Origin of the sequence: Curtobacterium sp. KBS0715 (genome assembly GCF_005938005.2) — a bacterium.
GTDB lineage: Bacteria > Actinomycetota > Actinomycetes > Actinomycetales > Microbacteriaceae > Curtobacterium > Curtobacterium flaccumfaciens.
Map to the genome: position 1 here is coordinate 3420794 of NZ_VCCA02000001.1, position 22409 is coordinate 3443202.

A 22409-nucleotide genomic window follows, 5' to 3' on the forward strand; every position below is an offset into this window, starting at 1 on the left:
GGTGGCCGATCCGCGCGTGGTGGGGCCGGGAGGCACGACCCACCACACGCCGATCCGTCACCCCGTGCGCGGAACGGCCCACGGGCCTCCAGGCGGTGTCCGGGTCAGCTGACGGACGGTCAGGACCGGTGCGCCAGCGCCGCGTCCGCGGCGCGCAGCACGCGCGCGGCGACCGCGACCCCTTCTTCGCGCCCGAGCTCGGTGTCCTCGTGCTCGATGTTCACCCACATGTCCGGGTCGATCGCACGCAGGGCCTCGAGGAACGTCGTCCAGTACGCCTGGTCGTGCCCCTTGCCGAGCGCGACGAAGTCCCACGCCGACGGCTTCGGCCACTCGTTCGCCCACTCGCCGCCGCCGAGGTTCGTGCGCGGCTCGTCCGGCGTGAGCCGGCGGAACGAGTTGTCGAGCACCCCGTTGATCGCGGCATGCGGGTTGATCCTCACGTCCTTCGCGGCGGCGTGGAACACGAGCGGCCCGAGGTCGTGGGCGACCGCCACCGGGTCCATCTGCTGCCAGAACAGGTGCGAGGCGTCCAGCTCGACCCCGATGTTGGTCAGCCCGCCGCGCTCGACGAGCTCCCGGATCGACGCCGGGTTGAACACGAGGTTCTGCGGGTGCAGCTCGAGCGCGACCTTGACGCCGTGCTCCCGGGCCAGGGCGTCGATCTCCTGCCAGAACGGCACCGCGACGCCCCACTGGTGCTCGAGGACGTCGAGCGCGGCCGAGTTCCAGGCGTTCACGATCCAGTTCGGCCGCGTCCCGCCCGGCTCCCCCGCCGGCAGTCCGGACATCGTGACGACACGGTCCTGCCCGAGGCGGGCTGCGAGGCGGATGCTCCGCCGGACGTCCTCGGCGTGCGCGGGACCGATCGCCGGATCGGGGTGCAGCGGGTTGCCGTTGCAGTTCAGCCCGGCGATCTCGACGCCGGTCCCCGCGAACTGCGCGAGGAACGCGTCACGCGCCCCGTCGTCCTGCAGGATCGCGTCGATGTCGGGCACGTGCACCGGGGGCAGGAACCCACCGGTGTTCAGCTCGATGCCGGTGAGGCCGTTGGCCGCGATGACCCGGAGCGCGTCGGCGAGGGGCCGGTCGTGCAGGATCGCGTCGTAGAGACCGAGCTTCATGCCGTCACTGCTTCCTTGATCGTCTCGGTGGCGCCTCCGGCCGCGGCGGACCGTGCCACCGCGTCGAGGACCTCCATGTTGTGCACGCCGTCGTCGAACGTGGCGTTCGCGGGCAGGGCGTCGGGCACGGCGCCGGTCAGCCCGGCGATCTCGTCGAGGAACGCCCGCGCCTGGTACTCGAACATCTGGTTCTGCCCCCAGCCGACGCCCGGGGCGTCCATCGCCATGCCGCCCGCGACGTAGGGGTGGTCGGGGCCGAGCACGACCTGGCGGTACCCGCCCGTGCGCGAGCCGTCGGGCTGCAGCGCGAGGCCGATCTCGGAGGCGCGCTCCTGGTCCCAGCGGGCGGCGCCGCGCTCGCAGAACACCTCGATGACGAGGCCGTTCGGGTGCCCGGCCGCGACGCGCGAGGCCTCGAGCGACCCGACGACCGTGCCGTCACCGAAGCGTGCGCTGAACGTGGCGTAGTCGTCGTTGCCGACGGCCGCGGTCTCACCGGTGAGCGGGACGGCCTGCCCCCGCAGGGCGTGTCCGGCGGCCACGGGGCGCTCGGTGATCGACGTGGTGAACGTCCCACCGCTGACGCTCCGGACCGGGCCGGCCAGGAACTCGGCGACGTAGGACAGGTGCGAGCCGACGTCGGCGAGCGCGCCGGACCCCGGCTCCCCCGCGAAGCGCCACGAGAACGGGACGTCGGGCGAGGCGCCGTAGTCGGTCCAGTACCGGCCGGAGACGTGCAGGACCCGGCCGAGTGTGCCGTCCTCGACGAGCTCCCTGATGGCCGCGAGGCCGGGAGCCCGGCGGTAGGTGAACCCGATGCGGCCGAGCACCCCGCGCTGCGCGGCCTCGGCAGCGGCGGACGCCATCGCGCGGGCGTCGTCGAGCGAGTCGGACAGCGGCTTCTCGCACAGCACGTGCTTGCCGGCGGCGAGCAGCCCCTCGACGATCTCGCGGTGCAGGGTGTTCGCGACGACGACGCTCACCACGTCGATGTCGTCCGCCGCCGCGACGGCGCGCCAGTCGGTGTCGTGCCGCTCGTAGCCGAAGCGCCGTGCGGCCTCGGCGGCGAGGGGCTCGTAGACGTCGCCGACCGAGACGAGCCGGACCGGTGGCAGCGTCGCGGTGAAGAGGGAGGGTGCGTTCCGCCACGCAGCCATGTGGGCCTTGCCCGCCATGCCCGCGCCGATGACGGCGACGCCGATGCTGTCGCTCATGTTCTCTCCTTCGAGAAGGTCGCTGGATCCCGATTCTGGAACGTTCCAGAACGTGTCGGTAGACTGTAGCCGTACCAGCCCATGTCCTGTCAAGCACCGTGCCGGAAAGGCTCAGCGTGACCCCTCGCCCGCCGACGATCATCGACGTCGCCGCACGCGCAGGCGTCTCGAAATCCCTGGTGTCGATGGTGCTGCGCGACGATCCCGGGGTCTCCCAGGCCCGCCGCTCCGCGGTGCTCGCCGCCGTCGCGGAGCTCGGCTACCGCCCGAACCGCGCCGCCGCCATCCTCGCCGGCACCCGGACCCGCACCATCGGGGTCATCGTCGACGACTTCCGGAACCCCTGGTACGTCCCGATGCTGGACGGCATCCGTGAGGCCCTCGCCCCGCACGGACTCCGCCTCACCCTGGCCGACACCCGGGCCAACGCCCACCTCGACTCGTCCCCGTTCGACGACCTGGTCTCCCTGCGGGTCGACGGCGTGGTGCTCGCCGCCGAGGGCTTCCCCGACGTCGTCGTCCCCGCCGACACCCCGGTCGTGATCGCCGGCGCGCGCGAGGACGTACCGGGCGAACTCGACGTGGTCGCCTCCGACGAAGCCGCCGGCGGGCGGTTGGCAGCGGATCACCTGATCGGCCTGGGTCACCACCGCATCGCCCACGTCACCGGCTCGGGAGGCCCGGCTGCCGTCCGCCGTCAGGCCACCGTCGCGCAGCTGGTCGCGTCCGGCATCGAGCCGCTGGTCTACGGCTCCGGCCCGACCTCGGAGACCACCGGCTACGAGGGCATGCGGCTCGCACTCCGGGAGCACCCCGACCTGACCGCGGTGTTCGCCGCGAACGACGTCATGGCGATGGGCGCGATCGCCGCCGTGCAGGAAGCCGGACTCCGCGTGCCGCAGGACGTCTCGGTGATCGGCAACGACGAGACCCCGCTCGCCGCGTCACCCCTGCTGCGCCTGACGACGGTCGACCCGCACAACGACGAGGTGGGGCGCCTGGCGGCTGCGCGGTTGGTCGAGCGGATCGGCGCCGCAGCGGGGACGCCGACGGATCCCATCCGGACACTCGTGCCACCGACGCTCGTCGTGCGGGCGACGACGGGGCCGCCGCGCGCCTGAGTGGTGACCGCCCCGGGGCCGACGCCGGCGGGGCGGGAGTGCGCCGGGCCTCCAGGCCGGGTGCGAGGTGACCCGAGGTCAGACGCGCGCGCCCTCGAGCCGCTCGACGGACTCGGCCAGGTCGGCGAGTTCGGGGACCTCGTGCGCCTCGGCGAGGGCGCCCTCGAGCGCCGCGGCGTGGATCGGTGTCGCACGCTCGAGCAGGACCTGTCCGGCGTGCGTGAGCTCCGTGTAGAGCCCGCGACGGTCGTCGGCGCACAGGACGCGGGTCAGCAGGGCGCGCTCCTCGAGCCGGTTCACCAGCCGGGTGGTCGCACTCGGGCTGAGGGCGGCCGCGCGCGCGAGCTGCTGCATGCGCATGTGGAAGCCGTCCTGCCGGCGCAGGGCATCGAGCACCGTGAACTCCACGACGGACAGGTCGACCTGCCGGAGGTCCCGCTCCAGGCGCGTCTCGATCAGGCCGTGCAGCGCCGCCAGGGTGCGCCAACCGTGGGCGCGGACGGCGGTGGAGGTGTCGTCGACAGACATCGGGGCTCCTTCGGTCGGTGCAGACGGCAACAGTTGCTTGCGCGGATACCCCGCGTGTGCAACTATCGATGTCCCGCGTCTGCAACAACCAGCGTACGCGGCACAGCTGCACGACGGAAGGACATCCATGCCCGCGGGACTCATCGCCCTCGCACTCGGCGGATTCGGCATCGGCCTGACCGAGTTCGTCATCACCGGGCTGCTGCCCGAGGTGGCGGCCGACTACGGCGTCACCGAGACCACCGCTGGCTGGCTCGTCACCGGGTACGCCCTGGCGGTCATCGTCGGGGCCCTCGGGCTCACCGCCGCGACCACCCGACTCCCCCGCAAGCCCGTCCTGCTCGGGCTGCTCGTGCTGTTCATCGTCGGCAACACCCTGTCCGCGATCGCCCCGACCTACGGCGTGATGATGACCGGCCGTGTCATCGCCGCCCTGTGCCACGGAGCGTTCTTCGGCATCGGCTCGGTCGTCGCCGCGAACATGGTCGAGCGGTCCAAGCGCGCGTCGGCCGTCGCCCTGATGTTCACCGGGCTCACCGCGTCGAACGTGCTCGGCGTACCGTTCGGCACCTTCCTCGGCCAGGCCGCCGGCTGGCGTGCGACGTTCTGGGCGATCGCGGCCATCGGTGTCGTCGCCCTGATCGGCGTGCTCGTCCTCGTCCCCGCGGTCCGCTCCACCGAGGTCCCGTCGCTCGCCCGCGAACTCAGCGCCTTCCGGTCCGGGCAGGTCTGGCTGTCGCTCGGCATGACCGTGCTCGGCTACGGCGGGATGTTCGGCGCCTTCACCTACATCGCGTACACGCTGACCTCGGTGTCCGGGTTCCCGTCGTCGGCGGTGCCGTGGCTGCTCATCGTGTTCGGCATCGGGCTGTTCGTCGGCAACTTCGCCGGCGGCAAGCTCGCGGCCCGCTCGATCGACCGCACGTTGCTCGTGGTGCTCGTCGTGCTGACCGTGGTGCTCGCGGCGTTCGCCCTCGTCGCGACCTCGCCGGTGCTCACCGTGATCGCCCTCGTGCTGATGGGGGCGTTCGGGTTCGCGACCGTCCCGGCCCTGCAGACGCGGGTGATGCGGTACGCCGACCACGCGCCGACCCTGGCGAGCGGGGCGAACATCGCCGCGTTCAACCTCGGCAACGCGCTCGGGGCCTGGATCGGCGGTCTGACCATCGCCGCCGGGCTCGGGTACACGTCGCCGATCTGGGCGGGGTCGGGGATCACCCTGGCGGCCGTGGTGCTGACGCTCGTGGCGATGAGCGCGGTGCGTCGGGGGCGCGCGGGAGTGCGGACCACGACGACGGGGAGCATCGCGACGGTCTGACGCCGGCGCTTCGGGCGCCAGGAACGACGAAAGCCCGGTCCGATCGGACCGGGCTTTCGTGCTGCAACTGTCAGGGCCGCAGTTTTCAGTACTGCGGAGACGGAGGGATTTGAACCCTGCTGGACACCGTTCGGTACGTTGCAAATGACTCCCCAACCCCGGAATCACGGCATTCGGGCCGCGCCTAACGATCCCTGCGATAACGTCCGATCTGCTAAATTGTGGGCGATTTGTGGGGCCCGGCGACGCGCCTGCGTACGCTGCCTTCCATGAACGTTGAAGACCGAGAAGTCGAGTGGAAGCTCGCGTACTCCATCCCGAACTTCGCGAAGGCCGTCGACCTCTCGGAGACGACGATTCGTGGCGCGATCCGGCGCAGCGAGCTGATCCCCTGCTACCCGGCGAAGATGAAGCCGATCATCACGCGGGAAGAGGGAATCCGCTGGTTGCGGTCGCTGCGATCCGAGCCGTGAGGCTCAGCTCGACTCTTCGATCAGCTGCTGAGCGGTCGGCACGTCCACGGTCCACGTCTGCGTGACGACCACCTTCGCGGTAGTGATGCCGTTGGCGATCGGCGGACTGTAGCTGATGACGCTCGCGACTTCGTAGTCAATGACGGCCTCGTCGGGCAGCGCCTCGAGACCGGCAAGCATGGCTTCGTCGTTGTAACCGCGGCTGGTGACTCCCATGTCGATGAGGCTAGACCGAGACACTTGACGCTGACAACCGTCCGCCGTTTCGCTGCTAGTCATCGCCCGGAGCCTGAACCATTCGGGTCCTTCGGAGGCTGTCAGCAACGCGGTAGAGACGGATGGCCAGCGGGAAGACGACGGTGACCTGCCCGATATCGGCCTCCACGCGGGCACTCCGAATGTTCCCGCGAGCAGGAGCCACTTCGATCAGCGTCGAAGCAGTGAGGGCCCGGGCAGTCGATGGGTGCGTGAGGCCGCTGACGAATTGCCAGACCGACCGCACGAGGTTCCCATTGATACCCACATGCGGACCGGCCAGCTCGACTAGCGGGCCGTAACCAGGCATAGTCACGTCGCAAGCACCGCGGTCGAGGCCGTTCTGCTCGATGACGTCAATGATGTACGACCTGCGCCGTCGGCGGTCCTTCTTGATCTGCTTCTCCATCTCCTGTCGCTCACGTCCCGCGGGCAGGGACTTGGCGATCTCCCGGGCAAGGTCTTGTTCATACGCGAGCTCGGTCGAGCGTGCCCGGACGAGGCGAGTGAGGCGTTCTGTGCGGTCAGCCCCCTCAAGCAGCCAGATGGCCTGAGCGGATGCTTCGATGACCCCGCGCAGGAGCGGATACATCGCGAAGATCGGCACAGAGACAACATCGGCGCCATCTGGGTGCATGAGTTGACGGAGCGCTTGGAGGTCGTCAATCGCGACGAGCATGCAGAAGTGAACCATGTGACTGAACTGGATCGGGTTCGAATGCTCGTCGTCCACGGACATCACGCTTCGTCGACTGGAATGAATCTGTGCGAGCTTCTCTGCGCGTTCGACAAGTACCGGGATGGCGTCCAGCCAGCCTTTCAACTCTGCAGTGGAACGCAGCTCTTCCTCGGGGGTCTGGCCACGGAGAAGGCGGCGCATCGCCTCGGTACCAGAAGTCAGTACGTCGTCCTGAGAAGCATTTTCGGGCACGGAATCCCCCTCCACGTCGGAAGGGTCACACTACTGACACAGAACCCCCTCGAGCTCCCGAAGGAACCCGAGGGGGGTCTTGCCGTTAGCGATGGTCAGGCTGGGCTGTTGACCGGCGCGAGCGGGTACGTGAACTCGCTAGCGAGTCCCAGCGCGGTGGCGTTCAGGACCCCGACCGCGCCGGCGCGCAGTCGGACGTGGTCTCCGGTCGGGAGCGTCAGGTAGAACACCAGCATCGTCGACGTGACGCCGGCGGGCATGTCGAACGGGAACACGACGGTGCCGATGTCGTAGACCGCCGCGGTGTCCGTGCGGCGGATCCCGATGGTGCGCTGCAGCGCGGTGGCGATGCCGACCCCGCTGTTCGCGTTCAGGACGTTCAGCGCCAGCCCCGCGGACCCATCAGCGACGTGCGCCTCCCACCCGCCGGCAACGTCTTCGACCTGAAGGTGTGCCGCGACGACGAGTCGGGTGCCGGCGGCTGGGGGCGTGATGTTCGGGACGGTGAAGCGGCGCAGACCGCCCGCAGCGGTCGCGTCGAACTCCCACTGCGTCCACCGTCCCGCGGGCAGCTCCCCGCTCGTGTCTGCCGCGAACGAGATCGTCACGCCGGCTGTGTTGCCCGTCATCTCGAACCAGTCACCTGCGGACGATCGTGCGCTCAGCGGGTCGGCGACGAGGTTCGTCGACGCCTTCCCCACGACGAGACCTCGGGGCTTACGCGAGGGGGAGGCGTCGCGGATCTGCCGGGCGACAGTGGTGGCGATGATCTGGTGGCGGAGTGCGGGCTGGATCCCATGACGCCGCACGATCTTCGTCACACGGCCGCGTCGCTGGCGATCAGCTCGGGCGCGAACGTGAAGGCCGTGCAGCGGATGCTCGGTCATGCTTCCGCGGCGATGACGCTGGACGTGTACGCGGACCTGTTCGACGACGACCTGACGGCCCTCGCGGACGGCCTGGACGACGCGGCGCGTGCGGCAGATGTGTTCGATTTGTGGGGCTCGGCCGCTTCCTGAAACGGCGGAAGCCCCTCCGCCCCGCGTGTTCATGCGGATCGGAAGGGCTTCTCGTGTGCGGAGACGGAGGGATTTGAACCCTCGGTCCCCTCAAAGGGGACTCCACCTTAGCAGGGTGGTGCACTCGGCCGGACTATGCGACGTCTCCAAGCACTCTCGCGAGCGCTGCGACCACCATACAGGAGGACCGCACCACTCTCGACCCGACGCACGCCCGCGCGTGGCACGGCCCGTCACACTCGGTCCCCCGAAGTGGGGACACGTGGGGGTTGTCGGGGCGTACCCCACTGCATAGCATCATCGGGACGCGGCAATCACGTTCCGGGGCTCGTCCCCGTCGTCGCGACACAGCACCCGACGTCGTTCCCCGTGCGGGCCCGGCGCGCCCGATCGCGTGGCGCCCGGCGGGGAGCGACTCCCCTGGGGGCGCGGCCCACCACCGCGCCCCCGTTTCTGCGTTCGAGGCGGGTGCACTGCTGACGTCCCGGCGCACGCACGCACGGCAACGGTCGGGCCCTCGAAAGCGACACTGCGCCGCCGATCTCAGCCGTCACTGGCGCCAGGGCGACAGAGTGCCGCGGGTGTTCGGCGGCAGACTGTCGCTTTCGCGAAAGGGGCGAGGGACCAGGCGCAGCCGACCGCGCCCGCGCCGCGCCTCAGTACCCGAACGCCTTGGAGCAGGTCTGCTGGTCGGCGGACTGCCCCTCGAGCCCGTCGATGGTCTCGGGCGTCGCCGAGGGGGTGCGCGGCGCGGCGGACGACGGTGCCGCCGGGGTCGCGGGCGTCGCGGGGGTCGCGGGCGCCGGCACAGCCGCTGGCGACGAGGGTGCCGGGTTCGGCTGCGTCGGGCTCGGCTGCGTCGGACTCGTCTCCGACCCGATGCCCGTGCTGTCCGCCCCGAGGGAGAACGACTGGTCGGCCTTGATCTTCGCGAACAACCGGTCGGCCAGGTACGTCGTCGGCTCGACCTTGCCCTCGTAGACACCGGTGCCGCCCGTGGTGCCCGGGTACTGCACGAAGTTCACCTGCGCCAGCGGCAGGTCCCGCAGCGCCAGGCCCATCTGCACCATCGTCCCGATGTCGTTCAGGCTCTGCGACAGCTGCATGTTCGACGCCGACGCCCGGGCCAGCTTGTACAGGCGGGCCGGCGAACCGAGGGTGTCGTTCGACTTCACGGTGCGGAGCAGCGACGACAGGAACACCTGCTGGCTCGAGATCCGGCCGAGGTCCGACCCGTCGCCGACCCCGTGCCGGGTGCGCAGGAACGCCAGGGCCTCGTCACCCTGCAGGGTCGAGGTGCCGGCGGGCAGGTTCAACCCGGTGTACGAGTCGGTGATCGGCTGGGCGACGCAGACCGGCACACCGCCGATCGCGTTCGACATCTCGATGACGCCCTTGAACGACACCGCGGCCGAGTACTGGATGTCGAGTCCGGTCAGCCCGGCGACCGTCTGCGTGACGCAGTTCAGGCCCCCCTCGCCGAACGAGGTGTTGATCGGCTGCGCGGCCATCGCCGGGGCCGTGCCCGTGCCGTCGGTCTTCGTGCAGGCCGGGATCGGCGTGACGAGGTCGCGCGGGATGCTCACCGCGGTCGCGTTGGTGTGGTCGGCCGAGACGTGCAGCAGGATGTTGACGTCGTTGAGGGTCGCGTCACGCTCCCCGAACGCAGCGCTCTGGTCCGGGTCGTTGTCGGTGCCGACCACGAGCATGTTGAACCCGCCCGTGAAGGCGCTGAGCGGCTTCGCACCGCCCTGCGCCTGCGGTGCGGGCTGGCCCTGGATCTCGACACCGTCCCCGAGGTCGTCCGTGACCTGCTTCGCCGCGATCGCCGTCACCGAGACCGAGCTGACCAGGGCCACTGCGACGACGGCGGACACCGTCTTGGCAGCGGTCGCGAGGGGGCTCGAGCGCCGCAGACGTCCGTGCCGTGCGATCCCGGGTGCTCGGTTCAAGCGGTGGGATCGATCGCGGACGTCGTTCACGGGCACTCCTGTCGTCGGTGGACACGCCGGGGACGGCAACCGGTCAAGGCTGCCACGACGTTGCCTGACGATCCAGTGCGAGGGGCGCCGGCACCGCTCACTGCGCGGCGGCGGGACCTGCGGACCACGGCGGCGGACGCGGACCTGAGCGGATCCGCAGCCGCCGCCGGTTCAGGCCGACACGACCACCCGGAAGCGGTCCGGCAGCGCGATCAGGGCCGCCGACAGGTCGAGGAGTGCCGCGGCGCAGTCGTCGAGGGCGTCTCGCTCCGCGGCGTCCGCGGCCCGCTCGACGATCTCGACCCGTCGTCGCCGGTCGACCACCGCATCGATCCCGTTCGCCAGGGCGACGTCGTCGGTGAAGAACATGTCGAGCACGATGCGCTGCGACAGCAACCAGTCACCGCTGACCGACGACCCGCGGCGTCGCAGGTACCAGGCCCCGAGTTCGACGAAGGCGCCGGCTTCGGTCCAGCACTCCCGCAGCCACGCCTTGTCGAACCGGTCGTGGTACCCGACGGAGTTCGACGGCGGATCGACGAGCAGGGCCTGGGCGATCCGCAGTCGCTCGATCATCTGGTCGACCGACCACTGCGCGATCACGACACCGACGTACCGCTGCACACTGGCCAGCTGCAGGGACTCGAGGGTCACGAGGGCTTCGCGCACCGGTGTGCGCGACACCCGCATGTCCGATGCGAGGGTGTCGAGCCGCAGCCGCTGCCCACGGCGGTACTCCCCCCGCAGGACGTTGTCGAGCAGTCGCAGGAACACCGCGTCGCGCAGCAGGCTGCGGCGCAGGCCGTGGGGATCGAGGCCGTCGGCCCCGGCTCGGGCGGGAGTGTGCTCCATCACCCCAGGCTCACGCACGGGCGGCACCCCCGAGGCGAGGGCGGTCGCTGCCGTGGATCGTGGTCGCCGGTGTCGTGCTGTGGAGGAGTGCCATGCACGCACAGTGACAGCGCTGCGACGGCGGCGCTAAACACTCTGAATACAGAATGTCAGACCGCCGCCGGGCTCACCTCCGGTCGGACTTCGCGTCCCCGGTGAGCACCGAGAGTGGTTGGGTGACGTCCTCGAGCCCCTTCCGCGCGGCGTCGACCCCGAAGATCAGGGCCACCACGCCGCCGCCGATCATCACCGCGGACCCGAGCAAGTACCCCCAGAACAGCGGCTCCCGCGACGACCCGTCACCGATGAAGGCGCCGTAGATGGCCGGCGCGACCGCACCGAAGATCTGCGCCAGGGCGAAGAAGTACGAGATGGCCTGCGACCGCAGCTCGAGCGGGAAGATCTCGCTGACGGTCAGGTAGGCGCTCGACGCACCGGCCGAGGCGAAGAAGAACGAGACGCACCAGAACGCGACCTGCACCGTCGCCGAGATCGCGTCGGCCCGGAACAGGAACGCCGACGTGGCGAGCACGAGGCCGGACACCAGGTACGTCAGGAAGATCATCTGGCGACGACCCCAGGTGTCGAAGAAGCGCCCCAGGATGATCGGGCCGAGCAGGTTGCCGATCGCGAACGGGAAGAAGTAGACCGCCGTCTCCGCCGTCTTCAGGCCGAAGAAGTTCGTCAGGACCAGGGCGTAGGTGAAGAAGATCGCGTTGTACAGGAACGCCTGCGTGATCATCATCGTCGCGCCGACGAGCGTGCGGGTCGGGTACTGCTTCAGCAGCACGCGCGCGATGGCGAGGAACCCGACGCGGTCGGTCGGCGTGACGGTCATCGCCTTCGACTGGTCGACCTCCGGCAGGGGCTTGCCGGTCGCCTTCTCCACCGACTCCTCGATGCGGGAGACGGTGGCCTCGGCCTCTTCCTCGCGACCGTGCGTCATCAGCCACCGCGGACTCTCCGGGATGTGCCGTCGCAGGAAGATGATCGCGATGCCGAGCACCGGGCCGAGGAAGAACCCGATGCGCCAGCCGATGTTCTCGGCGAAGTAGGACGTGTCGAGCAGGTAGATGTTCGCGAACGCGCCGAGTGCGGCACCGCCCCAGTACGTGCCGTTGATGGCGATGTCGACGTGCCCGCGGTACTTCGCCGGGATGAGCTCGTCGATCGCCGAGTTGATCGCCGCGTACTCACCGCCGATGCCCAACCCCGCGACGAACCGGAAGGCCGCCAGGAACCAGAAGTCCTGCGCGAGGCCCGCGATGCCCGAACCGACCAGGTAGATCGCGAGCGTCAGGATGAACAGCTTGCGGCGCCCCAACCGGTCGGACATGCGCCCGAACACCAGGGCACCGACGACCTGGCCGACCAGGTAGATCGTGCCGAGGGACGTCACCTGCTGCGTGGACAGGTTCAGGTCCGCCTGGAAGCCCGCGTTCGACACGATCTGGATCTCGAGACCGTCGAGGATCCAGGACACGCCGAGTCCGACGACGACGCTCCAGTGGAACCGGGTCCACGGCAAGCGGTCCATCCTGGCGGGCACCAGGCTCTTGATGGTTGCGTTCGCGCTGCTCACGAAAGGGGACCGTACGCCGAGATCGCCGATGTGGTTCAGATGCGGAACGAGCCACCGGGGGCGGAGCCGGATCCCCCTACTTCGAATCCGGCTCCGTCGCCGGGATCTCAATGATCGCAAGTGCGATGGAAACCCACAAGCGGACGGACGGGAGGCCCGTGGCGGGCCCCGCCACGGGCCTCCCGTCCGACAAGGCGTAACGTCCAGAACGTGACCCGACCTGACATCCGCACGGTCGGCGAGCTCCGCACCTCTGGTCACGTCCAGAAGACGGTCCGCGCCGAGATCCGCGACAACCTGCTCACCGCCCTGCGCCAGGGCACCGATCCGTGGCCCGGCCTGCACGGCTTCGAGACCACCGTCATCCCCCAGCTCGAACGCGCCCTGATCGCCGGCCACGACGTCGTCCTGCTCGGCGAGCGCGGCCAGGGCAAGACCCGGCTGCTCCGCACCCTGCAGGGCCTGCTCGACGAGTGGACACCGGTCATCACCGGCTCCGAACTCGGCGAGCACCCGTACGAACCGATCACCACCGCGAGCATCCGGCGTGCCGACGACCTCGGCGACGCCCTGCCGATCAGCTGGCGGCACCGCGACGACCGCTACGTCGAGAAGCTCGCGACACCGGACACGAGCGTCGCCGACCTGATCGGCGACGTCGACCCGATGAAGGTCGCCGAGGGCCGCAGCCTGGGCGACCCGGAGACCATCCACTTCGGGCTCGTCCCCCGTGGGCACCGTGGCATCGTCGCGATCAACGAGCTGCCCGACCTGGCCGAACGCATCCAGGTCGCGATGCTCAACGTGATGGAGGAGCGCGACGTCCAGATCCGCGGCTACGTGCTGCGTCTGCCGCTCGACGTGCTCGTCGTGGCGAGTGCGAACCCCGAGGACTACACGAACCGCGGCCGGATCATCACGCCGCTGAAGGACCGCTTCGGCGCCGAGATCCGCACGCACTACCCGATCGAGCTCGACGACGAGATCGCCGTCATCCGGCAGGAGGCCCAGCTGACGGCCGAGGTCCCCGACGCCCTGATCGAGATCCTCGCCCGCTTCACCCGCGCACTGCGTGGTTCCAGCGCCGTCGACCAGCGCAGCGGCGTGAGCGCCCGGTTCGCGATCGCCGGTGCCGAGACGGTGTCCGCCGCCGCGGTGCACCGCGCAGCTCGCCAGGGCGAGGACGAGGCGGTCGCGCGGCCGATCGACCTCGAGACCGCGGTGGACGTCCTCGGCGGCAAGATCGAGTTCGAGAACGGCGAAGAGGACCGGGCCGACGAGGTCCTCGAACACCTGCTCCGCACCGCGACGGCCGAGACCGTGCGCTCCCGCTTCACGGGCCTCGACTTCGCGGTGCTCGTGGACGCCCTCGACGGCGGCACGATGGTGACCACGGGCGAGCAGGTCAGCGCCCGGGCGTTCCTCGAAGGCCTGCCGTCGATCGGTGAGTCCGACCTGTACGACCAGGTGTGCGACCGGATGGGTGCCACGAACGACGGCGAACGCGCCGGCGCGATCGAGCTCGCCCTCGAGGGCCTGTTCCTGGCCCGGCGCATCAGCAAGGAGTCCGGCGGGGGCGAAGCCGTCTATGGCTAGGCAGAACCGGCGCCTGACGCGCGACACCCGGTACGGCCGGTACACCGACGGACCGGACCCGCTCGCCGCCCCGGTCGACCTGGCCGAGGCGCTCGACGCCATCGGGCAGGACGTGATGGGCGGCACGTCGCCCGAGCGCGCGATGCGGGAGTTCCTGCGGCGCGGCGGCCGGACGCAGCGCGGTCTCGACGACCTGGCCCGACGGGTGGCCGAGCGCCGCCGTGAGCTGACGAGCAGGAACAACCTCGACGGCACCCTGCAGCAGGTGCGCGAGCTCCTCGACCAGGCGCTGCTCGCCGAGCGCGGGGAGCTCGCCCGCAACGTCGACCTCGACGACGGCGACCGGGCCCTGGCCGAACTGCAGCTCGACAGCCTGTCGCCCTCCCCCGCCGCCGCGGTGCAGGAACTCGGCGACTACGACTGGACGAGCCCGACCGCGCGCCAGAAGTACGACGAGATCAAGGACCTGCTCGGCCGCGAGGTGCTCGACCAGCGCTTCGCCGGCATGAAGCAGGCGCTCGAGGGTGCCACCGACCAGGACCGGGCCGCGGTCAGCGCGATGATGCAGGACCTCAACGCCCTGCTCGAGGCGCACGCCCGCGGCGAGGACACCCGGCAGCAGTTCGACGACTTCATGGACCAGCACGGGGAGTACTTCCCGTCGAACCCTGCGAACGTCGACGAGCTGCTCGACGACCTGGCAGCCCGCGCGGCCGCGGCGCAGCGCATGCGGAACTCGATGACCCAGGAGCAGCGGGACGAACTCGACGCCCTCGCCCAGCAGGCCTTCGGTTCCCCCGACCTCATGGGGCAGCTGTCCCAGCTCGACGACACCCTGCGCGCGCTGCGTCCCGGCGAGGACTGGGGCGGATCCGAGCGCATGGAGGGCGAACAGGGCCTCGGGCTGGGCGACGGCACCGGGGTGTTCCAGGACATCGCGGACCTCGACGCCCTCGCCGACCAGCTCGCCCAGTCCGGGCCGGGCTCGGAGCTCGACGACCTGGACCTCGACGCGCTGTCCCGGCAGCTCGGCGACGAGGCGGCGGTCGACGCGAAGACCCTGCAGCGCCTCGAGCAGGCGCTCCGGAACTCCGGGGCGATGCGCCGCGGTGCCGACGGGCAGCTCCGGCTCACCCCGAAGGCGATGCGGCAGCTCGGCAAGAGCCTGCTCAAGGACGTCGCCCAGCGGATGTCCGGTCGCCAGGGCGCGCGGGACCTCCGTCGCTCGGGCGCCGCGGGCGAACCCTCGGGGGCGTCGCGGCAGTGGGCGTTCGGCGACACCGAGCCGTGGGACATCCCCCGCACGATCACGAACGCCGTGGTGCGGACGGCGGCCGGCGGTCGACAGGGTGCGGGCGTGCGCCTGAGCATCGAGGACGTCGAGGTGCAGGAGACCGAGGCGCGCACCCAGGCCTGCGTCGCGCTGCTCGTCGACACGTCGTTCTCGATGGCGATGGAGGACCGCTGGGTGCCGATGAAGCGCACCGCCCTCGCGCTGCACACCCTGGTGTCGACCCGGTTCCGCGGCGACGACCTGCAGCTCATCGCCTTCGGTCGCGAGGCCGAGGTGATGGACGTCGAACAGCTCGTCGGTCTCGACGCGATGTGGGACAAGGGCACGAACCTGCACCACGCCCTGCTGCTCGCCAACCGGCACTTCCGCAAGCACCCCACGGCCCAACCGGTGCTCCTCATCGTCACCGACGGCGAGCCGACGTCGCACCTGGAGCCGAACGGGCAGGTCTGGTTCGACTACCCACCCGACCCGGTGACGATCGCGCTGACCGTGCGGGAGCTCGAGAACGCCGGACGCCTCGGCGCCCAGACGACGTTCTTCCGGCTCGGCGAGGACCCGGGGCTGGCCCGGTTCATCGACGCGATGGCGGAGCGGGTGGACGGCAGCGTCGTGGCACCGGAGAACGACGACCTCGGGGTCGCCGTGGTCGGCTCGTACCTCGGCTCGCGTCGCGGGGCCGGTGGCGCGCTCTTCCGCGACGACTGGGGGCTCTGAAGCCCACACGAAACGGACTGGAGGCCCGTGGCGAGACCGCCACGGGCCTCCCGTCCGTTGTCGGGTGCGTCTAGAACAGTGGCCAGGGCACGGCGGGGCCGTGACCGGGCGGCGGCGGGAAGATCCCGACGGCGCGCAGAGCCGCGCAGCGCGCCCGGAGCGTGTCGATCTCCTCGTCCGTCAGGTGCTCGGCGAGCTCGTCGCCGAGACCACCGCGCAGGGCTTCGGACACGCGGTCGAGGCCCTCGAGCTCGTCCGGACCGAGGGGCTCCCCGATCCAGCCCCACAGGACCGTCCGGAGCTTGTGCTCGATGTGGAAGGTGAGCCCGTGGTCGACGCCGAAGCGGTGGCCGTCGGGCATCGCCAGCACGTGCCCGCCCTTGCGGTCGGCGTTGTTCACGACGACGTCGAAGACGGCCATCCGGCGCAGGGCCTCGGAGTCCTCGTGCACGAGCGTGACGGGCTGGTCGTGTTCGTCGATGGCCTCGAGCACGGGCAGCCAGGGCGAACCCGCTGCCTCGGCGAGCTCCGGCGTCACCAGGTCGACGGCGTCCTGCTCGGGGTCGACGTCCTGCCAGCGCTGCACCATGCCGGGCCCGAACGGACCGTCCCCCATCCACGTGGGCGGCACGACCCCCCAGCCGAACGCCTCGGAGACCAGGTGCGCGGCGATCTCGCGGCCGGCGAGCGTGCCGTCCGGGAAGTCCCACAGCGGGCGCTCGCCCTCGATGGGCTTGTAGACGACGGTCGCACCGTCGAGTTCGGCGAGGAAGGTGGCGTTGGACGCCTCGCGGATGCGCGCCCGGACGGAGAGCGAGCCGTCGCTCATGCGTCGCCGGGCGGACGACCGGCGGCGACGACCTCGCGCGTGCGCTCGACGAAGGCCCGGGCGGTGCCGACCGGGATCTTCACCTGGAACAGCTCGGCGGGCTCGGGGATCTCGACGACGGCCTCGATCTCGATGCCGTCCTCGCTCTCCTCGGACACGATCTCGACCTCGTCGTCGATCGGGTACGCCTCGATGACGACCTGCGCGGTGGCCGGGTCGAAGCCCAGGCTCAGGGCTCCGGCGCGGAACTCGGCCTCGACGGGCTGGTCGAGCGGCTCCGGGTCGCGGAGCTCGGCAGGCACCGACGGCGGCACACTGAAGCGGTTGTCGTCGACGGTCGCGACCTCGTCGAGGAGCTCGTCGATCTTGTCGGCGAGCACGGCGGTCTGCTCCTTCTCGAGCGCGACGCTGGTGACGCGCCGACCGGAGCGGGCCTGGATGTAGAAGGCGCGCTCACCCGGACGGCCGATGGTGCCGACGACGAGGCGGTCCGGCCAGTCGAAGCCGTGGACGATGGTGGGCATACCCGCATTGTAGGAGCGCTCGGCTCCGGCCGTTCAGGGTCGGGCAGGACCCGCGGGCGCGTCGGGTGCCGGGTTGCCCGCGCCGCCGCCGACCGCGGCGTCCCCGCTGGGTGCCGGGGCGGTGCGCAGCCAGGACAGGTCACCGGACTCGGTGTTCGTCGCGACGACCTCGGGGCGGTGCTCGCCGTAGCGCACGACGGACACCGAGGCCGGGCCGACGCCGATGCGCTGGAACAGGTCCAGGTGCATGCCGAACGCGTCGGCGAGGACGCTCTTGATGATGTCGCCGTGGCTCACCGCGACCCAGACGGCGCCGGGTCCGTGCTCCGCCTCGACCTCGGCGTCGATGCGACGAACGGCCGCGACTGCGCGGGACTGCATCGTCTGCATGGACTCACCACCGGGGAACACGACGGCGCTCGGGTTCGCCTGCACCGTGCGCCAGAGAGGCTCCTTCGCCAGGTCGGCGAGCTTCCGGCCCTGCCACTGCCCGTAGTCGGCCTCGGTGATGGCCCGCTCGATCAGCGAGGCGGGTGCACCGGTCTGCCGGTCCGTCTGCCCGTCCGTCTGCCGGTCCAGGATCGCGCGGGCGGTCTGTCGGCAGCGCTCGAGCGGACTCGACACCACGGCGACGACGGGCACCGCGGCGATGCGCTCCGCGGTCCGCTCGGCCTGGGTGCGGCCGACGGCGTCGAGTCGCACGCCGGCCGTGCGTCCGGCCAGGACGCCGGTGGCGTTCGCGGTGGTGCGTCCGTGACGGACGAGGAGGACGGTCGCCATGCGCCCGATCCTAGGCGCGGGACGCGGTCGCCCTTGACGGGCCGCCCGGGGACCGATCAGATGGGGGCATGGCCGGGCGGCATCGACTCGCACTCTTCGCCACGTCGACGGTGACCGGGTTCGGGATCGCGACGTGGATCACCCGGACGCCCGCGATCCGCGACGAGCTCGGTGCCTCGATCGAGGCGATGGGCCTCGTCCTGCTCGGGCTGTCGATCGGGTCGATGATCGGGATCCTCGGCGCCGGAGCCCTGGTGCGGCGGCTCGGCAACCGCCCGCTCATCCTGCTCGGGGGCGCGCTGCCCGTCGTCGGCATGGTGCTCGTCGCGCTGCTCGCCCCGGCACAGGTCGCCGCCGGGGTCTGGGTCGGGCTGTTCCTGATCGGCTTCGGGGCGGGAGTCGCCGAGATCGGGCTGAACGTCGAGGCCGCCGCGGTCGAACGGCAGATCGGACGACCGGTCGTGCCGGTGCTGCACGCCTGCTTCAGCCTCGGCAGCGTGGTCGGCGGGGTCGTCGGCATCGCCATGACGGCGGCGGGGACCCCGGTCCGGGTGCACCTGCTCGTCGGCGCCGCGGTGATGGCCGCGCTGGCGGTGTTCGCGGCGCTGAACCTGCGGCCGGTGCCCCGTGACGCACTGACCGATGCGCCGGCCGATGCCCGCGGCACCCGTCGGGGAGCCCGCCGCTCCGTCCTCACGGTGCAGCTCGCCATGATCGCCGTGATCACCCTGGCGATGGCCTTCGCCGAAGGTGCCGCGAGCGACTGGCTCCCGCTGCTGATGACCACCGACCACGACGCCCCCGAGTCCGTCGGGTCCCTCGTGTTCACCGGGTTCGCCCTCGCCATGCTCATCGGTCGTGCGGCCGGCACCCCGCTCGTCGCCCGGTTCGGTCGCGCCCCGGTCGTCCGGGTCTGTGCCGCGGTCGGCGCGGTGGGGGTCCTGCTCGTCGTGCTGTCACCGAGTCCGGTGGTCACCGCGGCCGCCGCCGGCGTCTGGGGGCTCGGCATCGCCCTCGGGTTCCCGCTGTCGATCTCCGCCGCGGGCGACCACCCCACCGACGGCGACCGCCGGGTGTCGGTGGTGGCCACTGCCGGGTACATCGCGTTCATGGTGGGGCCTCCGCTGCTCGGCTTCGTCGGGGAGCACCTCGGCCTGCAGACGGCGATGCTCGTGCCCCTGGTCCTGCTGGTCGCGGCGTTCGTGGTCGCCCCGGCGACGCGGGGACGGGACACCGGGCGGACGATCGAGCCGGCGGAACCGGCGCGTCGGCCGTCCGGTCGGTAGCGTCTCGGGCATGCCGTTCTTCCGCGATGCTCCGCGCCCGATCACCCCAGCCGCTCCGTCCAGGGTCCAGGCCGCGTGGTCCGACTCCGCCGGGCACTTCGCGACCCGGTGCCTGCAGCTCATCATCGTCGTGGTGGTCGTCGCCGGCGTCGTCTGGGCGAGCAACATCCTGAGCGTCGTCACGATCCCCGTGCTCCTCGCGCTCATCATCGCGTCGGCCATGCACCCCGTGGTGTCGTGGCTCCGCAAGCACCGGGTGCCGTCGGTGGTGGCCACCCTCGCGGTGCTGATCGGCGTCCTCGCGATCCTGGGGCTGATCGGCTGGCTCATCGTCGTCGCCGTCGAGAACCAGTGGGCGCAGCTGCAGAAGTCAGCAGTCGACGGGTTCCAGCAACTGCAGGAGTTCGCGAAGAACCTGCCGTTCTCGATCTCGGACAAGCAGATCGACGACGCGGTCGCGTCGGCGTCCGACTTCGTCACGAGCGCCCAGTTCGGATCCGGTGCACTCGCCGGCGCCTCGGCCACCGCGAACTTCCTGACCGGGCTCGTCCTGATGATCGTCGTGCTGTTCTTCTTCCTGAAGGACGGCCCGAGCATCTGGGAGTTCCTGCTCCGCCCCTTCACCGGCGAGCGCTACGCCCGAGCTCGTCGCGTCGGCGACCGGGTCGTCTCGACCCTCGGCGGGTACGTCCGCGGCACGGCCACGGTCGCGGCGGTCGACGCGATCGGCATCGGAGTCGGCATCGCCATCGTCGGCGTCCCGCTCGCCCTGCCGCTGGCCGTCATCGTCTTCATCACCGCGTTCATCCCGATCGTCGGTGCCACCGCCGCCGGCGTCCTCGCCGCCCTGGTCGCGCTCGTGGCCCTCGGCCCGGTGCAGGCGCTCATCGTGATCGGCATCGTGGTGCTGGTGAACCAGCTCGAGGGCAACCTGCTGCAGCCCGTCTTGATGGGGCGCACCCTCAAGCTGCACGGCCTCGTCATCCTGATCGGGCTGACCGCCGGCACCGTCCTCGCCGGCATCACCGGCGCGATCATCTCGGTGCCGCTGATCGCCGCGGCCTGGGGCGCGATCCTGGTGTGGGACGGCCCGAACACCCCGGCACGACCGTGGCGGAAGAAGCGCAACGAGGACGTCACCGCGCACGAGCTGCCGCAGGGCTGACCCGCGGAGGCGATCCGCGGCGCCGATCCTCGGGGCGCGTTGCGGACATCCGCTTCGCGCAGCGGCCTTCCACCCAGCAGGATGGAGGAGTGCTCGTCTCCATCGTCTACATGAGCCGTGCCGTCGTCCCCTTCGACGACCAGGCCATGGCGGTGCTGCTCGCGGAGTCCCGGCTGCGCAACGAAGCGCTCGGGGTCTCCGGGCTCCTGCTCGCCAAGGGCGGCCGGTTCATGCAGCTGCTCGAGGGGCCCGCGTGGAGCGTGCAGGACCGGTACGACGTGATCGCGAAGGACCCGCGCCACGGTGAGGTCAAGTCACTCGTGCGCGAGGACATCGAGCGCCGACGGTTCGACGGCTGGTCGATGGCCTACCGCGCGCTCGACGACTCGGACCTCCGCTCCGAGGAGGGCTTCAGTCCCTTCCTGTCCGGCACGATGGACTTCCCACGCTCGTTCGACCGGACCAGTGCGGCCTGGCTGCTGAAGTGGTTCCGCGACCGCGAGCTGCACGACCTCTGACCCGACCCAGGACTCCGTCGCCGGATCAGCCTCCGCCGAACGCGTCCTCGACGACGGCGAGCAGCCGGTCGCGGTGCTTCGGGTCCGCCGTCGCCGCGATCACCACGCGCCACATCGTCGCCACGGCCGGCATCAGGTCGGTGCGCCGCGTCCGGACGTCGGACACGAGCTGCACGCCGGTGAAGTAGGGCACCACCGTCGATCCGAGCTGCTCCGCGGTCAGGTCCGTCCGGAGTTCCCCGCTCGCGATCGCCAACCGGAACACGTCGACGATCCCGCCGATCCACTGCTCGTAGAAGCTCAGCGTCGCGGTCTGGAACTCGCCGCGCTCCAGCGACAGCCGGATGCCCGCGCGCACGATCGGGTCGGTCCGGAGCAGGTCGGCGATGCCGTGCGACGCCCCGATCAACGCGGCGACCGGCGAGCTGTCGGTGTGGCTGACGACGTCGAAGGTGCGGGCGTTCTGCTCGCCGATGACGCCGAGCGCCAGGGCGAGCTTCGTCGGGAAGTGGAAGTGCAGTGTGCCCTGCGAGACGCCCGCCGTGCGGGCGATGCCCGCGATGGTCGCGCCGGCGAAGCCGACGCGGTCGAACTCCTCCGCCGCGGCCACCAGGATCTGCTCACGTCGTTCCACGTGACCAGTCTCACAGCCTGGAGGGGCGGTGCCAGCTGGCACCGCGCCTCCAGTCCGAGGGGTGGTGCGTCTCAGGCCGCATGCCGGCCGAGCGTGATGCGCTCCTCGGGCAGGTCCTGCAGGTCGCGGCCACGGAACCAGCGGAGCAGCCAGTCGGCGGGCGTGCCCGCCACCCCGGTCGGCAGACCGGTGCGGTCGCTGAGGAAGGTGCTGAACCCGGGCTCGTCACGGAGCTCGTCCCCGGTCGGGCTGCCGAACGCCATCGCCCAGCCGTCGAACCGACGCGTGCTGATGGACTCACGCGACAGCGACTTCACGCCGGTGTGCCGCGGGTCGCGCTCGATCGCGGCGAAGCGGTCCTCGACGCTCCAGACCGGACCCTCGAGCACCTGCATGAAGCGGCCGCCCTTGGCGAGCAGGAGCCCGGAGACGCCGAGCGCGTGGTTGCGGAGCCGCGCCTCGCGCAGCATGGCGACCAGCTGGTCGTCGGTCAGGTCGTCGACGGCGACGGACATGTAGACGAGGGAGGTGAGCGAAGTCATCCCCTGCAGTCTGGATCGTGGTCGGCGGCACGGTCAACGAGTCGTCCGCACACCGCACCGGAGGGTGCGGCATGCGGACGACGGGC

Annotated in this window: 22 protein-coding genes, 1 tRNA gene and 1 pseudogene; 9 read left to right on the plus strand and 15 right to left on the minus strand. The window is 71.0% G+C overall.

Annotated features, from left to right (window positions below; all coding sequences use genetic code 11):
• Nucleotides 1-119: 119 nt before the first annotated feature.
• Entirely contained in the window at nucleotides 120-1124 is a 1005-nt protein-coding gene (locus tag FFG40_RS16210; protein ID WP_138804085.1) for a sugar phosphate isomerase/epimerase, read from the minus strand.
• Nucleotides 1121-2338 carry a Gfo/Idh/MocA family protein gene (locus tag FFG40_RS16215; RefSeq protein WP_138804084.1) on the minus strand — a complete coding sequence of 406 codons (1218 nt, stop codon included), beginning with the start codon at nucleotides 2336-2338 and terminating at the stop codon, nucleotides 1121-1123. The genes FFG40_RS16210 and FFG40_RS16215 overlap by 4 nt, the downstream gene beginning before the upstream one ends.
• A 116-nt stretch (nucleotides 2339-2454) precedes the next feature.
• Between FFG40_RS16215 and FFG40_RS16220 the strand changes: the two genes are divergently transcribed.
• Nucleotides 2455-3459 carry a LacI family DNA-binding transcriptional regulator gene (locus tag FFG40_RS16220; RefSeq protein ID WP_138804083.1) on the plus strand — a complete coding sequence of 335 codons (1005 nt, stop codon included), beginning with the start codon at nucleotides 2455-2457 and terminating at the stop codon, nucleotides 3457-3459.
• A 78-nt stretch (nucleotides 3460-3537) separates the two neighbouring features.
• Here FFG40_RS16220 and FFG40_RS16225 read toward each other — a convergent pair whose 3' ends face one another.
• Nucleotides 3538-3987, minus strand: coding sequence for a MarR family winged helix-turn-helix transcriptional regulator (locus FFG40_RS16225; protein ID WP_111057605.1), 450 nt, complete (start codon nucleotides 3985-3987; stop codon nucleotides 3538-3540).
• 127 nt (nucleotides 3988-4114) lie between these two features.
• Here FFG40_RS16225 and FFG40_RS16230 point away from each other — a divergent pair, with 127 nt between their 5' ends.
• Nucleotides 4115-5305 (plus strand): MFS transporter, encoded by a 1191-nt coding sequence (locus FFG40_RS16230; RefSeq protein ID WP_138804082.1) that lies wholly within the window; start codon nucleotides 4115-4117, stop codon nucleotides 5303-5305.
• A gap of 269 nt (nucleotides 5306-5574) precedes the next feature.
• The gene (locus tag FFG40_RS16235; RefSeq protein WP_138804081.1) at nucleotides 5575-5778 is read left to right on the plus strand and encodes a hypothetical protein; all 204 of its coding nucleotides are present in this window, start codon (nucleotides 5575-5577) and stop codon (nucleotides 5776-5778) included.
• A gap of 3 nt (nucleotides 5779-5781) precedes the next feature.
• Here FFG40_RS16235 and FFG40_RS16240 read toward each other — a convergent pair whose 3' ends face one another.
• The 3 genes from FFG40_RS16240 to FFG40_RS16250 all read right to left on the minus strand — a co-directional run bounded on the left by FFG40_RS16240 (nucleotide 5782) and on the right by FFG40_RS16250 (nucleotide 7665).
• Complete coding sequence (locus FFG40_RS16240) at nucleotides 5782-5994, minus strand: hypothetical protein (RefSeq protein WP_138804080.1); 213 nt, start codon at nucleotides 5992-5994, stop codon at nucleotides 5782-5784.
• Between the two features lie 55 nt (nucleotides 5995-6049).
• The gene (locus FFG40_RS16245) at nucleotides 6050-6979 is read right to left on the minus strand and encodes a hypothetical protein (RefSeq protein ID WP_138804079.1); all 930 of its coding nucleotides are present in this window, start codon (nucleotides 6977-6979) and stop codon (nucleotides 6050-6052) included.
• Between the two features lie 80 nt (nucleotides 6980-7059).
• Nucleotides 7060-7665 carry a hypothetical protein gene (locus FFG40_RS16250; RefSeq protein WP_138804078.1) on the minus strand — a complete coding sequence of 202 codons (606 nt, stop codon included), beginning with the start codon at nucleotides 7663-7665 and terminating at the stop codon, nucleotides 7060-7062.
• Nucleotides 7666-7734: 69 nt separating this feature from the next.
• Between FFG40_RS16250 and FFG40_RS16255 the strand changes: the two are divergent.
• A pseudogene (locus tag FFG40_RS16255) lies at nucleotides 7735-7983 on the plus strand (tyrosine-type recombinase/integrase); the annotation flags it as partial.
• Nucleotides 7984-8041: 58 nt separating this feature from the next.
• Here FFG40_RS16255 and FFG40_RS16260 read toward each other — a convergent pair.
• The 4 genes from FFG40_RS16260 to FFG40_RS16275 all read right to left on the minus strand — a co-directional run bounded on the left by FFG40_RS16260 (nucleotide 8042) and on the right by FFG40_RS16275 (nucleotide 12393).
• Nucleotides 8042-8131 (minus strand) — tRNA-Ser (locus tag FFG40_RS16260).
• A gap of 508 nt (nucleotides 8132-8639) precedes the next feature.
• Complete coding sequence (locus FFG40_RS16265; protein WP_260678900.1) at nucleotides 8640-9935, minus strand: LCP family protein; 1296 nt, start codon at nucleotides 9933-9935, stop codon at nucleotides 8640-8642.
• A 201-nt stretch (nucleotides 9936-10136) separates the two neighbouring features.
• Nucleotides 10137-10817 carry a GntR family transcriptional regulator gene (locus FFG40_RS16270; RefSeq protein ID WP_138804076.1) on the minus strand — a complete coding sequence of 227 codons (681 nt, stop codon included), beginning with the start codon at nucleotides 10815-10817 and terminating at the stop codon, nucleotides 10137-10139.
• A 166-nt stretch (nucleotides 10818-10983) separates the two neighbouring features.
• On the minus strand, nucleotides 10984-12393 hold the full coding sequence (locus FFG40_RS16275; protein WP_176709740.1) for an MFS transporter: 1410 nt from the start codon (nucleotides 12391-12393) through the stop codon (nucleotides 10984-10986).
• Between the two features lie 255 nt (nucleotides 12394-12648).
• Between FFG40_RS16275 and FFG40_RS16280 the strand changes: the two genes are divergently transcribed.
• Both FFG40_RS16280 and FFG40_RS16285 read left to right on the plus strand, forming a co-directional pair.
• Nucleotides 12649-14034: an AAA family ATPase gene (locus FFG40_RS16280; RefSeq protein ID WP_111235780.1), complete on the plus strand. Its 1386-nt coding sequence runs from the start codon at nucleotides 12649-12651 to the stop codon at nucleotides 14032-14034.
• Nucleotides 14027-16045, plus strand: coding sequence for a VWA domain-containing protein (locus FFG40_RS16285; protein WP_138804075.1), 2019 nt, complete (start codon nucleotides 14027-14029; stop codon nucleotides 16043-16045). Before FFG40_RS16280 ends, FFG40_RS16285 begins: the two co-directional genes overlap by 8 nt.
• Before the next feature lie 70 nt (nucleotides 16046-16115).
• On the opposite strand, the gene FFG40_RS16290 is transcribed toward FFG40_RS16285, so the two are convergent.
• The 3 genes from FFG40_RS16290 to FFG40_RS16300 are packed head-to-tail and all read right to left on the minus strand — an operon-like array spanning nucleotide 16116 to nucleotide 18178.
• Nucleotides 16116-16874, minus strand: a complete 759-nt coding sequence (locus tag FFG40_RS16290; protein ID WP_138804074.1) for an SCO1664 family protein — start codon at nucleotides 16872-16874, stop codon at nucleotides 16116-16118.
• The gene (locus tag FFG40_RS16295; RefSeq protein ID WP_027466105.1) at nucleotides 16871-17398 is read right to left on the minus strand and encodes a DUF3090 domain-containing protein; all 528 of its coding nucleotides are present in this window, start codon (nucleotides 17396-17398) and stop codon (nucleotides 16871-16873) included. Before FFG40_RS16295 ends, FFG40_RS16290 begins: the two co-directional genes overlap by 4 nt.
• A 33-nt stretch (nucleotides 17399-17431) precedes the next feature.
• On the minus strand, nucleotides 17432-18178 hold the full coding sequence (locus tag FFG40_RS16300) for an MSMEG_4193 family putative phosphomutase (RefSeq protein WP_138804073.1): 747 nt from the start codon (nucleotides 18176-18178) through the stop codon (nucleotides 17432-17434).
• Between the two features lie 68 nt (nucleotides 18179-18246).
• Between FFG40_RS16300 and FFG40_RS16305 the strand changes: the two genes are divergently transcribed.
• From FFG40_RS16305 to FFG40_RS16315, 3 genes are all read left to right on the plus strand, one after another.
• Entirely contained in the window at nucleotides 18247-19464 is a 1218-nt protein-coding gene (locus FFG40_RS16305; RefSeq protein ID WP_138804072.1) for an MFS transporter, read from the plus strand.
• 10 nt (nucleotides 19465-19474) lie between these two features.
• Entirely contained in the window at nucleotides 19475-20629 is a 1155-nt protein-coding gene (locus tag FFG40_RS16310; RefSeq protein WP_138804071.1) for an AI-2E family transporter, read from the plus strand.
• Between the two features lie 89 nt (nucleotides 20630-20718).
• The gene (locus FFG40_RS16315; protein ID WP_138804070.1) at nucleotides 20719-21147 is read left to right on the plus strand and encodes a BLUF domain-containing protein; all 429 of its coding nucleotides are present in this window, start codon (nucleotides 20719-20721) and stop codon (nucleotides 21145-21147) included.
• Nucleotides 21148-21172: 25 nt separating this feature from the next.
• On the opposite strand, the gene FFG40_RS16320 is transcribed toward FFG40_RS16315, so the two are convergent.
• Complete coding sequence (locus tag FFG40_RS16320) at nucleotides 21173-21781, minus strand: ScbR family autoregulator-binding transcription factor (RefSeq protein WP_185974218.1); 609 nt, start codon at nucleotides 21779-21781, stop codon at nucleotides 21173-21175.
• 71 nt (nucleotides 21782-21852) lie between these two features.
• Nucleotides 21853-22323, minus strand: coding sequence for a BLUF domain-containing protein (locus tag FFG40_RS16325; protein ID WP_051596847.1), 471 nt, complete (start codon nucleotides 22321-22323; stop codon nucleotides 21853-21855).
• Nucleotides 22324-22409: the final 86 nt, after the last annotated feature.